This window comes from Zhengella sp., assembly GCF_041397485.1.
Taxonomy (GTDB): Bacteria; Pseudomonadota; Alphaproteobacteria; order Rhizobiales; family Rhizobiaceae; genus Zhengella.
In genome coordinates this window covers 297364-309349 of the sequence record NZ_JAWKWO010000002.1, presented here as the reverse complement: position 1 = coordinate 309349, position 11986 = coordinate 297364, and the positions used below count along the sequence as shown (strand labels likewise).

11 protein-coding genes and 1 tRNA gene are annotated in these 11986 nt (G+C 65.6%); 9 read left to right on the top strand and 3 right to left on the bottom strand.

All coding sequences use genetic code 11. The features are described 5' to 3' along the window. Nucleotides 1-85: 85 nt before the first annotated feature. The 5 genes from mepA (at nt 86) to R3D65_RS07505 (ending at nt 4639) form a co-directional block, all read left to right on the top strand. The gene (gene mepA, locus R3D65_RS07525; protein ID WP_371275006.1) at nt 86-1111 is read left to right on the top strand and encodes a penicillin-insensitive murein endopeptidase; all 1026 of its coding nucleotides are present in this window, start codon (nt 86-88) and stop codon (nt 1109-1111) included. Between the two features lie 84 nt (nt 1112-1195). Next, on the top strand, nt 1196-3028 hold the full coding sequence (locus R3D65_RS07520; protein WP_371274600.1) for an ABC transporter ATP-binding protein: 1833 nt from the start codon (nt 1196-1198) through the stop codon (nt 3026-3028). Further along, entirely contained in the window at nt 3025-3843 is an 819-nt protein-coding gene (dapB, locus tag R3D65_RS07515) for a 4-hydroxy-tetrahydrodipicolinate reductase (protein WP_371274599.1), read from the top strand. The genes R3D65_RS07520 and dapB overlap by 4 nt, the downstream gene beginning before the upstream one ends. A gap of 33 nt (nt 3844-3876) precedes the next feature. Continuing rightward, a complete protein-coding gene (locus R3D65_RS07510; RefSeq protein WP_371274598.1) occupies nt 3877-4497 on the top strand; it encodes a 2,3-bisphosphoglycerate-dependent phosphoglycerate mutase in 621 nt (206 codons plus the stop codon). A 57-nt stretch (nt 4498-4554) separates the two neighbouring features. Further along, nucleotides 4555-4639 (top strand) — tRNA-Leu (locus R3D65_RS07505). A 360-nt stretch (nt 4640-4999) separates the two neighbouring features. Here the strand turns inward: R3D65_RS07505 and grpE are convergent. Together grpE and hrcA are read right to left on the bottom strand one after the other, a co-directional pair. Next, entirely contained in the window at nt 5000-5638 is a 639-nt protein-coding gene (grpE, locus tag R3D65_RS07500) for a nucleotide exchange factor GrpE (protein ID WP_371274597.1), read from the bottom strand. Between the two features lie 98 nt (nt 5639-5736). Continuing rightward, nucleotides 5737-6807 carry a heat-inducible transcriptional repressor HrcA gene (gene hrcA / locus R3D65_RS07495; protein WP_371274596.1) on the bottom strand — a complete coding sequence of 357 codons (1071 nt, stop codon included), beginning with the start codon at nt 6805-6807 and terminating at the stop codon, nt 5737-5739. Between the two features lie 125 nt (nt 6808-6932). Between hrcA and rph the strand changes: the two genes are divergently transcribed. Genes rph through hemW form a run of 4 tightly spaced genes read left to right on the top strand, consistent with a single transcriptional unit; the run spans nt 6933 to nt 9888 of the window. Next, on the top strand, nt 6933-7649 hold the full coding sequence (gene rph, locus R3D65_RS07490) for a ribonuclease PH (RefSeq protein ID WP_371274595.1): 717 nt from the start codon (nt 6933-6935) through the stop codon (nt 7647-7649). Between the two features lie 3 nt (nt 7650-7652). Beyond that, nucleotides 7653-8063 carry a VOC family protein gene (locus R3D65_RS07485; protein WP_371274594.1) on the top strand — a complete coding sequence of 137 codons (411 nt, stop codon included), beginning with the start codon at nt 7653-7655 and terminating at the stop codon, nt 8061-8063. Further along, the gene (gene rdgB / locus R3D65_RS07480; RefSeq protein ID WP_371274593.1) at nt 8060-8725 is read left to right on the top strand and encodes an RdgB/HAM1 family non-canonical purine NTP pyrophosphatase; all 666 of its coding nucleotides are present in this window, start codon (nt 8060-8062) and stop codon (nt 8723-8725) included. The genes R3D65_RS07485 and rdgB overlap by 4 nt, the downstream gene beginning before the upstream one ends. After that, complete coding sequence (hemW, locus tag R3D65_RS07475) at nt 8722-9888, top strand: radical SAM family heme chaperone HemW (protein ID WP_371274592.1); 1167 nt, start codon at nt 8722-8724, stop codon at nt 9886-9888. The genes rdgB and hemW overlap by 4 nt, the downstream gene beginning before the upstream one ends. Before the next feature lie 18 nt (nt 9889-9906). Here hemW and dxs read toward each other — a convergent pair whose 3' ends face one another. After that, nucleotides 9907-11838, bottom strand: coding sequence for a 1-deoxy-D-xylulose-5-phosphate synthase (dxs, locus tag R3D65_RS07470; RefSeq protein WP_371274591.1), 1932 nt, complete (start codon nt 11836-11838; stop codon nt 9907-9909). Nucleotides 11839-11986: the final 148 nt, after the last annotated feature.

Genomic DNA, 11986 nt, shown 5'->3' with positions numbered 1-11986 from the left:
GCGCGAATGGCAGGAACGGCAAGGAAGCGTTAACCATCGCGCCCCAAGTCTGGTATGAACGCCAAACCGGCCGGGATGCCCCATGATGACCAGAACCGTTTTCAGACTTGCCGCCTGCCTCGCGATTGCCTGCATGGCGACAACCGCCGCCAGGGCCGAGCCGCTGGCAAAAACCCTGTTCGGCAACAAGGCGCTGCCAGCGGCCACGGAGCCGGCAGCGTACGGTTTCTATTCCAAGGGCTGCTTTTCGGGCGGCGTGGCCATTGCCGCAGACGGGCCGCACTGGCAGGCCATGCGGCTTTCACGCAACCGCCGCTGGGGCCATCCCGACATGATCGCGCTCCTGGAAAAGCTGTCGCGCGAGGGCCATGCCGACGGCTGGAACGGCTTGCTGGTCGGCGACATCTCGCAGCCGCGCGGCGGGCCGATGCTGTCGGGCCACGCGTCGCACCAGATCGGGCTGGATACCGACATCTGGTTCACGCCCATGCCGGACAGGAGGCTTTCCAGGCAGGAACGCGAAAAGGTCAGCGCGGTCTCGATGCTCAAGGGTGATTCGCTCCATGTCGACGACAGCAAGTGGACCCGCGCGCATGAGGCAATCCTGCGCCGGGCCGCCAGCTATCCGGAGGTGGAGCGCATTCTGGTCCATCCCGGCATCAAGAAAAAGCTTTGCGACACGGTAACAGGCAACCGCGCGTGGCTTTCGAAGATCCGGCCGTTCTGGGGGCACCACTACCATTTCCATGTCCGGATCGGCTGCCCCGCCGGGTCGCCGGGCTGCAAGCCGCAGGCCGCGCCGCCGCGCACGGACGGTTGCGACAAATCGCTTGCCTGGTGGTTCACCGACGAGCCCTGGCGGCCGGCCAAGCCGGGCGCGAAAAAGAAGCCGAAGGCGCGCGACATCATGACCATGGCAAACCTGCCGGCAGCCTGCCGGGCGGTGCTGGCCGCACCCTCGCCGGTCTCGGAAGCAGCCGTCACGGTGACCGGCACCGGCAGCGTGGCCATGGCGGGCGCGAGCAGCGGCCTGCCGTCGCTTGCCCGCAGCCTTGCGCCCCTGCCCACCGGCCCGGCCGCACCGGTGCCCTCGCCGCGCCCGCTACGCTGAGCAGGTCTGGTCTTGACGGCCGCTTGCGGGTATGAAGGCGCGCCGGCGCGGGAGCCGGCAGCTTGAAAGGGTCGCGCGGCAGGCATGGCGAAGCAGAACTCACCGCAACAGCGGCTCAACGCCGATGACGTGATCGCGGTCATCCGCCGGGTCCTGAGCGAGAACGGGCGGGCCTATCTCGGCTCCTACATCGTCGCCGTCGCCTGCCTCGTCATGGTCGCGGGCGCAACGGCCTATCTGGCCTGGATCATCCGCGACGTGGTGGACAAGATCTTCTACCAGGACCGGAAGGACCTGATCGCGCTGCTGTCGGCCTCGATCTTCACCGCGTTCCTCATTCGCGGGCTTGCCTCCTACGGCGCCGCAGTGCTTCTGGCGCGGGTCGGCAACAACATCATCGCACGCTACCAGGACCGCATCTTCGACAAGCTGATGGCGCTTGGCATGGGCTTCTTTGCCAGCCAGCGCTCCGGCCAGCTCGTCGCACAGGTGAACCAGAACACGACCGGCGTGCGCGATCTGATGACGATCACGCTGACATCGCTGGCCCGCGACGCAATGACGCTGATCGGCCTTGTCGCCGTGATGTTCTACCAGGATCCGCTGCTCTCGTCGGTCATCTTCGTGATCGGTCCGCCCCTGGGATTCGGCGTCAACTACCTGATGAAGAAACTCCGGCGCGTGACCCGCCAGTCGGTCGAAATCAATTCGCGCCTGCTCGGCGCCATGCAGGAGGCGGTGCAGGGCATTTCCATCGTCAAGGCCTTCACGATGGAAGAGCAGTTGCGGGCCAAGCTTTCCGAGCTCATCCAGCAATCCGAGCATCGCTCCAACCGGATCGCCGAGGTTTCCGAACGCGTTTCCCCGGTTGCCGAGATCCTGGCCGGAATCCTGGTTTCGCTGGCGATCGCCTATACCGGTTTCCGCACGCTCGACACGGGCGAACTACCGGGCTCCATGGTGGCCTTCGTCACGGCCATGATGCTGGCCTACGATCCGGCGCGCCGGCTTGCGCGGGTGCAGGTGGGGCTGGAGCGCGCGCTGGTCAATGCGCGCATGATCTACGAGATCATCGACCTGGAACCGCACCAGCCCGATCGGGCGGACGCGGTGGCGCTCGCCGTCGGCAGGGGCGAAATCCGCTTCGAGAACGTGACCTTCGGCTATGGTCCGGACGTGCCGGTGATCCGGAGCATCGACCTGACCGCCAAGGCGGGGGAGACCACGGCCATTGTCGGCAGTTCGGGCGCCGGCAAGACCACGCTGATCGCGCTCGTGCAGCGGTTCTGGGACCCGGAAGAAGGCCGTGTGCTGATCGACGGGCAGGACATCGCGGCCGTCACGAAGTCCTCGCTGCGCCAGGCCATCGCCTATGTCTCGCAGCAACCCTACCTTTTCGAGGGTACGATTCGCGACAACATCCGCTACGGGCGCGCCGACGCGACGGATGGGGAGATCGAAGCGGCGGCGCGCGCGGCCCATGCGGAGGACTTCATCCTCGCCCAGCCGCAGGGCTATGACACGCCGGTGGGCGAAAGCGGCTCCACGCTTTCAGGGGGGCAGCGCCAGCGGCTCTCCATCGCCCGGGCAATCGTGCGCAATGCGCCGATCCTGCTGCTCGACGAGGCAACCTCCGCTCTGGACAACGAATCGGAAAAGAAGGTGCAACTGGCGCTGGAAGAGGTGATGAAGGGACGCACCACCATCGTCATCGCGCACCGGCTTTCCACCGTCGTCAATGCCGACCGCATCGTTGTCATGGATCAGGGCGTGGTTGTCGAAGAAGGCACCCATGACGAACTGGTTCGGCGCGAGGGCGGGCTTTACAAGCGTTTTCACGACGCGCAAATGGCCAAGCCGGTCGATCTCGACATCGACGAGGCCGGAACCGGCGAGGCGGAGGGAGGAAAGCGATGAAGGACATGAAACTGGTCGTCGCCGGCGCAGGCGGCCGCATGGGGCAGGCGCTCATCCGCGCGGTGGCCGAAACCCGGGGCGCGGTACTCCACGCGGCCATCGAGCGGGCCGATTCGCCGCATATCGGCAAGGATGCGGGCGAGCTGGCGGGCGCCGGCCATTCGGGTATCGCGATCAACGCCGATCCGCTGGCAGCCATGGCCGCAGCCGATGGCGTTCTGGATTTCACGACGCCAGCCGTCTCCGCCGAACTGGCCGGCTATGCCGCGCAGGCACGGATCGCGCATGTGATCGGAACCACCGGCTGCGGGCCGGAAGACGAGGCGAAGATCGCGGCGGCCGCGCGCCATGCCACCATCGTCAAGTCAGGCAACATGAGCCTTGGCGTCAACCTGCTCGCGGTGCTTGTGCGACAGGCGGCCAAGGCGCTCGATTCGGCGGATTTCGACATCGAGGTGCTGGAAATGCATCACCGGCACAAGGTCGATGCGCCCTCGGGCACCGCCCTGCTGCTGGGCGAGGCGGCGGCAGAGGGCCGCGACATCGCGCTCGCCGGCCACTCGGTGCGCGTGCGCGACGGCCATACGGGGCCGCGGGAGGCAGGGACGATCGGCTTTGCCACGCTGCGCGGCGGCTCGGTCGTGGGCGACCATTCGGTGATTCTCGCCGGTCCGGGCGAACGGATCACCCTGTCGCACCATGCCGAAGACCGTTCCATCTTCGCGCGCGGGGCCGTGAAGGCCGCGCTGTGGGCGCATGGGCGCAAGCCGGGGCTCTATTCCATGCTCGACGTGCTCGGCCTTTCCGACGGCTGAGCGGGGGAAACATCACACAGGAGATTTGCAGACATGGCTGGCACGCTGGTTCTCGTCCGTCACGGACAGAGCGAATGGAACCTGAAGAACCTCTTTACCGGCTGGAAGGATCCCGACCTGACCGACAAGGGCATTGAAGAGGCCAAGGCGGCCGGCAAGGCGCTGAAGGCGCGCGGCCTGACCTTCGACATCGCCTTCACCTCGCATTTGTGCCGTGCGCAGAACACGCTCAAGCTGATGCTGGCGGAACTGGGCCAGGAAGACCTGGAGACGAAGCGCGACGAGGCCTTGAACGAGCGCGACTATGGCGATCTTTCCGGCCTCAACAAGGACGATGCGCGCGCCAAATGGGGCGAGGAACAGGTTCATGTCTGGCGCCGCTCCTACGATGTACCGCCGCCCGGAGGCGAAAGCCTGAAGGACACGCTGGCCCGCACCCTGCCCTATTTCGTCACCGACATCCTGCCCGCCGTCATGCAGGGCAAGACCGTTCTGGTCGCCGCGCATGGCAATTCGCTGCGCTCCATCTGCATGGTTCTGGAACGGCTCGGCAAGGACGAAATCGTCGGTTTCGAGATCGCAACCGGCGAACCGATGATCTACGAATTGGGGTCCGATACGCTGGTCACGGAAAAAACGGTGCTGGCGAAATAATTTCCTTCAAACCGCGTTGACACCGGCGGTCAATCCGCCTACATCGGCGCGGCACCTGCCCAGGTGGCGGAATTGGTAGACGCGCACGGTTCAGGTCCGTGTGCCGCGAGGCGTGGAGGTTCGAGTCCTCTCCTGGGCACCAAATTCTCGGCACGTCCGGACACAAGCTCCGGCCCATGCCGGCTCCGGAATGCTGATAAACCCCGTCGATCCTTCGATGGGGTTTTTTGCTTTCCGAGCCGGACGACAAGCAGCCTGGCGCCATGTCCCTGGCGGCGCACGCAGCCAAATGCGCAGAGAGCCGGCCTGAAAATGCACGGGTTTCCAAAATCCGACCTGCCGAAACAAAAAACCTCCGGCGGAAGCCAGAGATCTTGTTACCAGACCTGAGCGAAAGCCTGCCGCGGACAGCCTTTCGCACGATCTTCCGGAGCATGTGGCGGATGCGCCTGACGGCCATCGCGGCAGCCGCCGGCCTGCATCGGAGAATGTCCGTTCCGGCTCAGGCGTCGCGTTCGGCCTGCGGATTGACCGGGCCGGGCTCGGCCGTCTGCTGCTGGCCCTTCGGCCCGCCGGTCGAGACGCCCACCATGGCCGGACGCAGCACCCGGTCGCCAATGACGTAGCCGGCCTGCACGACCTGCACCACCGTCTGGTGCGGAACCTCCGGGTTGGGCACCTCGAACATGGCCTGATGGTAGTTCGGGTCGAAGCGCTCGCCGTCGGGGTCAAGCTTCTTCACACCATGGCGTTCCAGCGCGCCGCCCATGTCGCGGGCGGTCATCTCGACGCCTTCGATGAGGGCGATGAAGCCCTTGTCCTCGGACCGGCGGGCATGCTCCGGCAGCGCCTCGATGGCGCGGGACAGGTTGTCGGCGACGCCGAGCATGTCGCGGGCGAAATTGGCGATGGCATAGGAGCGCGCATCGGCCACGTCCCGCTGCGAGCGCTTGCGGAGATTTTCCATTTCGGCGGCCACGCGCAGCAGCCGGTCGCGCAATTCCGCGTTTTCTGCTTCCAGCGCGGCAAACGGATCGGTTTGCACCGTCTCTTCCGCCATTGCCTGGGTTTCCATCTCCGGGTTTTCGTCGGTCATGGCGTGTTCATTGGCCATTCCGGTCTCCTTGGAGCCTTGGGTCATGTCGATTGTCCTGTTTCTTCAGGGCTTTTGTCTTGCGTTGCGCCGCATATCGAGCTTTGGCAGTGAAAAATCAAGACGCAGGCCGTCCCTGATGTCGCTCAGCGGATCATCCGGCTGATCACCTGGGCGGTATAATCGACCACGGGAACAATGCGCGCGTAGTTCAGCCGCGTCGGGCCGATCACGCCCAGCGCGCCGACGACGCGCGATTCCGCATCGCGATAGGGCGCGACCACCAGCGACGAGCCGGACAGCGAGAAAAGCTTGTTCTCCGAACCGATGAAGATGCGCACGCCGGAGCCTTCCTCCGCCATGTCGAGCAATTGCACCAGCGCTTCCTTGGTTTCAAGGTCGTCGAACAGATGGCGCAGGAGGTCGAGTTCCGCCTGGGCGGAAATGTTCTCCAGCAGGTTGGCGCGGCCGCGCACGATCAGCCGGGCCGGCATGCCCGATCCGTCGTCGGACCAAACCGCAATGCCGCGCTCGACCAGGTCGGCCGACAGCGAATCGAGCGCCTGCCGGGTCTTCTCCATCACGCGGGCGATCTCGCCGCGCGCCTCGGGCAAAGTGCGGCCGCGAATATTGGCGTTGAGGAAGTTGGAGGCCTCGACCAGCTGGCTTTGCGTCACGCCGGCAGGCAGCTCCAGGATCCGGTTTTCCACATCGCCGGATTGCGAAACCAGCACGGCCAGCGCCTTGCCCGGTTCAAGCTGGATGAACTCGATATGCTTGAGCGGCGCCTCGCTCTTGGCCGCCAGCACCAGCCCGGCGCCGCGCGTCAGGCCGGACAGCATCTGGCTGGCTTCCGTCAGCATGTGTTCCAGTGTATGCCCGGCGCCGGAGGCCGTCACCTGCGCGTCGATCATGCGCCGCTCGTCTTCCGAAAGCGCGCCAACTTCCATGAACGCATCGACGAAGAAACGCAGGCCGGCCTGCGTCGGCAGCCTGCCGGCGGAGACATGGGGCGAGTAGACCAGGCCCAAATGTTCCAGATCCGACATGACATTGCGGATGGTGGCGGGCGAAAGCGATTGTGGCAGCAGGCGCGAGAGGTTGCGCGATCCGACAGGTTCGCCGTCCTTCAGATAGCTGTCGACGATCAGCCGGAAGATGTCGCGCGCCCGCGCATCCAACATTTGCAGGGCGTTGTCCGTCACGTGCTGTGTCATGGGTCAACCTTTGCCATAACCGGAACTATATAATCGGAAGTCCGGCGAACTCAATGTTTGCCAGCGCTGCGGCGGACGGTTAGAAGGCGAGCCAGATCCGACCAAGCCATTCCCCGAGGTTTTCCATGCGTCCTTCGAAACGCCAGCTTGACGAAATGCGCCCCGTCCTGTTCGAGCGCGGAGTCTCCAAACATGCCGAGGGCTCGTGCCTGGTGAAGTTCGGCGATACCCATGTCCTGTGCACAGCCAGTCTTGAAGAGCGGGTGCCCGGCTGGATGCGCAATACCGGACGCGGCTGGGTGACGGCGGAATATGGCATGCTGCCGCGCGCCACCGGCGACCGCATGCGCCGCGAGGCCTCGGCCGGCAAGCAGGGTGGCCGCACGCTGGAGATCCAGCGCCTGATCGGCCGGTCGTTGCGTACCGTGGTCAATCTCGACGCGCTCGGCGAACGCCAGATCACGGTGGATTGCGATGTCATCCAGGCGGATGGCGGCACCCGCACCGCCTCCATCACCGGCGGTTTCGTGGCCTTGCACGATTGCCTGAGCTGGATGGAGGCTCGCTCCATGATCCGCACGGCCGACGTGCTGAAGGATCATGTCGCGGCCATTTCCTGCGGCCTATACAACGGTGCGCCGGTGCTTGACCTCGACTACATCGAGGATTCCTCGGCGCAGGCCGATGCCAATTTCGTCATGACCGGCAAGGGCGGCATCGTCGAGATCCAGGGCACGGCCGAGGGCGAGGCCTTTTCCGAAGAGGAATTCAACCAGTTGATGGGCCTTGCCAGAAAGGGCATCAACAGGCTCGTGGACCTTCAGAAAATGGCGATCGGCTGAACGATGCAGGCCAGGGGCATCCTCGAAACGGCGATCTATGCCGGCGACCTCGACGCCGCCGAGGCCTTCTGGCGCGACGTGATCGGCCTTGAGCGCATTCTCAAGGTGGATGGCCGCCACGTATTCTTCCGCTGCGGCGACGGCGTCCTTCTGGTCTTCAACCCGGATGCCACGGCATTGCCGCCCTCAGATCCCGCCATGCCCGTGCCGCCCCATGGCGCCCATGGTCCGGGCCATGTCTGCTTCCGGGCGTCCGGCGACGAGATCGAGGCCTGGCGGGCACATCTGCAAGACCACGGCATCGGCATCGAAGCGGATTTCCGCTGGCCGAACGGCGCCCGTTCCATCTACTTCCGCGATCCGGCGGGCAATTCCATCGAATTCGCCGAACCTTCCATCTGGGGTCTTGAATGAGCACCGCAACTGCCCGTCCGCTGCAAAACCGCGAGATTGTCGTCGCCACCCACAATGCCGGCAAGCTGGCCGAGATCCGCGATCTGATCGGCCCGTTCGGATTCGCGGCGAAATCGGCCGGTGAACTGGGCCTGCCCGAACCGGAGGAGACGGGCACCACGTTTGAGGAAAATGCCGCCATCAAGGCGCTGGCCGCAGCCAGGGCAACGGGCATGCCGGCCCTGTCGGACGATTCCGGCCTCTGCGTCGATGCGCTCGATGGCCAACCCGGCGTTTATACCGCCGACTGGGCGCAGAAGGCCGACGGCAGCCGCGATTTCGCCATGGCCATGCGTAATGTCGAGGAGCGCATGCAGGCCGCCGGCGCGGTGAGCGAGGACAGGCGCACCGGCCGCTTCGTTGCCGTGCTCTGCCTGGCCTGGCCGGATGGCCATACCGAGTTCTTTCGCGGCGAGGTGGAGGGCACGCTGGTCTGGCCGCCCCGCGGTGAGCAGGGTTTCGGCTACGATCCGGTTTTCCGACCGGAAGGCCACGAGAGGACGTTCGGTGAAATGCCCGCCACCGAGAAACACGGCTGGGAGGCCGGCCGTGGCGATCTCGGCCTGTCGCACCGCGCCCGTGCCTTCGCGCTCTTCGCCCGCGAGAAACTGGGCGCTGAATGAACCCCAACCGCGACGACGGTACGCCGGGTTTCGGCGTCTATGTCCATTGGCCGTTCTGCGCGGCCAAGTGCCCCTATTGCGACTTCAATTCCCACGTTCGGCACAAGCCCGTGGACCAGGCACGCTTCGCCGCCGCCTTCCGCCGCGAACTGGCGACCATGCGCAGCCGTACAGGGCCCAAAGAGGTCAGTTCCATCTTCATCGGCGGCGGCACGCCTTCGCTGATGAAGCCCGAAACGGTGGGGGCGATCCTGGAAGCCGTCGCGGAACTGTGGACCGTGCCGGACGGCATCGAGATCACCATGGAGGCCAATCCGCAAAGCGCCGATGCCGGCCGTTTTGCCGGCTACCGGGCGGCAGGGGTCAATCGCCTGTCGCTGGGCGTGCAGGCGCTGAATGATGCGGATCTGAAATTCCTCGGCCGCCTGCATGACGCAGGCGAGGCATTGCAGGCCATCGAGCTGGCGCGGCGCACCTTTCCGCGCCTGTCCTTCGACCTGATCTATGCCCGTCCGGGCCAGACGCTTGCAGGATGGAAGGCAGAACTGGAATCGGCCATCGCCCATGCCGCCGATCATCTCTCGCTCTACCAGTTGACCATCGAGGAAGGCACGCCCTTCTTCGCGCTCCATGCCGCCGGCAAGATCAATCCGCCCGACTCGGACATGGGCGCGGCACTGTACGAATTGACGCAGGACGTGACGCAGACGCATGGCCTGCCTGCCTACGAGATTTCCAATCACGCCGCGCCGGGCGCGGCGAGCCGGCACAACCTGACCTATTGGCGCTATGGCGAATATGCCGGCGCCGGCCCCGGCGCCCACGGCCGCTTTGTCGAGAATGGCCGGCGCGTCGTCACCATGGCCGCTCGCGGGCCGGAAAGCTGGCTGGCGCAAGTGGAAGCGCAAGGCCACGGCATCGCCGATGGCGAGGTTCTGACCCGCGACCAGGAAGCCGACGAAATGCTGCTGATGGGCCTGCGCCTTCGCGAAGGCCTGGATCTGGCCCGCTATGAAATGCTTGCCGGCCGTGGCCTTCAGCCTGACCGCATTGCCATGCTTCAGAATGAAGGCCTGGTCGAGCCGCTCGGCAATTCACGCCTGCGGGTCACGCCCGCCGGCATGATCGTGCTTGATGCCGTGGTGGCCGATCTGGCGCGCTGATCGGGCTGGCCGTCAGGTTCAAGCCCGCGAGGGAGGCGTGACGGCCATTGCCTCTTCCATGCCAAGCGCCGCGAGCGCCTGTGCCACGATATGCGGTGCATTGAGACCGGCCTCGTCATACATTTTCGACGGGCTGTCATGCTGGATGAAACTGTCCGGCAGAACCATGGAGCGGATGCGCAGGCCATGGTCGAGATGACCTGACTGGGCCAGGAAGTGCAGCACATGGCTGCCGAATCCGCCCACCGCGCCCTCCTCGATCGTGATCAGCACTTCATGTTCGCGCGCCAGCCGCGCGATCATGTCCTCGTCCAGCGGCTTGGCAAAGCGCGCATCGGCAACGGTGGTCGAAAGGCCGCGCGTCTCCAGATCCTCGGCAGCCCTGATGCACTCGGCCAGCCGGGCGCCGAAGGAAAGCAGTGCGATCTTCGTGCCTTCGCGCACCACGCGGCCCTTGCCCAGCGCCAGCACCTGCCCGCGTTCCGGCATGTCCACGCCGACGCCCTCGCCACGCGGAAACCGGAAGGCGGATGGCCGGTCCTCGATGGCCAGCGACGTGGCCACCATGTGCTTGAGTTCCGCCTCGTCCGCCGCGGCCATGACGACGAAGCCGGGCAGGTTCGCCAGATAGGCGATGTCGAAGGAGCCGGCATGCGTCGGGCCGTCGGCCCCCACCAACCCGGCCCGGTCAATGGCAAAACGCACCGGAAGCCCCTGAATCGCCACGTCATGGACCACCTGGTCATAGCCGCGTTGCAGGAAGGTGGAATAGATCGCGCAGACCGGCTTCATGCCCGCCCCCGCCAGTCCGGCGGCAAAGGTCACGGCATGCTGCTCGGCGATGCCCACATCGAAGGTACGGGCCGGAAAGCGCTTGCCGAACAGGTCGAGCCCGGTGCCGGATGGCATGGCCGCGGTGATCGCCACCACGCGGTCATCCTCCTCGGCCTCACGGATCAGGCTCTCGGCGAAGACCCTGGTGTAGGAAGGCGCGTTGGATTTCGCCTTCTTCTGCTCACCCGTCACCACGTCGAACCGGGCGACGCCATGATACTTGTCGGCGGCCTGTTCGGCCGGCGCATAGCCCTTGCCCTTGCGGGTCAGCGTGTGGATCAGGACCGGCCCTGTCGCGCGCGCCTTCACGGTGCGCAGCACCGACAGAAGCTGCTCCATGTCATGCCCGTCGATCGGGCCGACATAGGAAAAGCCCAGTTCCTCGAACAGCGTGCCGCCGACCACCATGCCCTTGACCAGATGCTTGGCCCGCTCCGCGCCTTCCCGGAAGGGTGGCGGCAGGAATTCCAGCGCACTCCTGGCTATGGACTTGAAATCCTGCAGCGGTTTTTCCGTGTAGAGCCGCGAGAGATAACGCGACATGGCGCCCACCGGCGGGGCAATGGACATCTCGTTGTCGTTGAGGATGACGAACAGACGCTTGCCCAGGTGCCCGGCATTGTTCAGGGCCTCGTAGGCCATGCCGGCAGACATGGCGCCATCGCCGATGACGGCGATGGCATCGCCCGTATCCATGCCGAAATCGCGCGCAGCGGCAAAGCCCAGCGCAGCGGAGATGGAGGTGGAGGAATGGGCCGTGCCGAACGGGTCGTATTCGCTTTCGGTGCGCTTGGTGAAGCCGGACAGCCCGCCGCCCTGGCGCAGGGTGCGGATCCGGTCGCGCCGGCCGGTCAGGATCTTGTGCGGATAGGCCTGGTGCCCGACATCCCACACGATCTTGTCGCGCGGGGCATCGAACACCGCATGCAGCGCCACCGTCATCTCGATGACGCCGAGCGAAGCGCCAAGGTGGCCGCCGGTGACGGAGACCGCCGAAATGGTCTCGGCGCGCAATTCCTGGGCCAGCCGCGCAAGCTCGCCATCCGACAGGCGCTTGAGGTCGGCCGGGCTCTTTACCTGGTCGAGAAGCGGCGTATGCGGCCTGTCCTGGGTCACGGGCTCGGCCCTCCGGAAGGTTCTTCGGCGCCGCGGGTCGCGGCAATGCAATTTCCTGCGGTCTCAACTAGTTCAGCCGCCCTGTCTTTGCAACGGGCGTCAAAACACACCTTTGGCCAAAGATGCGGCGGCAGGAAGGCGGAACCGG

Coding starts and splice junctions, on each gene's coding strand:
- hemW (WP_371274592.1), top strand. CDS start 8,722: ATGAACCCCAACCGCGACGACGGTACGCCGGGTTTCGGCGTCTATGTC.
- hrcA (WP_371274596.1), bottom strand. CDS start 6,807: ATGACACAGCACGTGACGGACAACGCCCTGCAAATGTTGGATGCGCGG.
- dapB (WP_371274599.1), top strand. CDS start 3,025: ATGAAGGACATGAAACTGGTCGTCGCCGGCGCAGGCGGCCGCATGGGG.
- rdgB (WP_371274593.1), top strand. CDS start 8,060: ATGAGCACCGCAACTGCCCGTCCGCTGCAAAACCGCGAGATTGTCGTC.
- R3D65_RS07510 (WP_371274598.1), top strand. CDS start 3,877: ATGGCTGGCACGCTGGTTCTCGTCCGTCACGGACAGAGCGAATGGAAC.
- grpE (WP_371274597.1), bottom strand. CDS start 5,638: ATGACCCAAGGCTCCAAGGAGACCGGAATGGCCAATGAACACGCCATG.
- mepA (WP_371275006.1), top strand. CDS start 86: ATGACCAGAACCGTTTTCAGACTTGCCGCCTGCCTCGCGATTGCCTGC.
- R3D65_RS07485 (WP_371274594.1), top strand. CDS start 7,653: ATGCAGGCCAGGGGCATCCTCGAAACGGCGATCTATGCCGGCGACCTC.
- R3D65_RS07520 (WP_371274600.1), top strand. CDS start 1,196: ATGGCGAAGCAGAACTCACCGCAACAGCGGCTCAACGCCGATGACGTG.
- rph (WP_371274595.1), top strand. CDS start 6,933: ATGCGTCCTTCGAAACGCCAGCTTGACGAAATGCGCCCCGTCCTGTTC.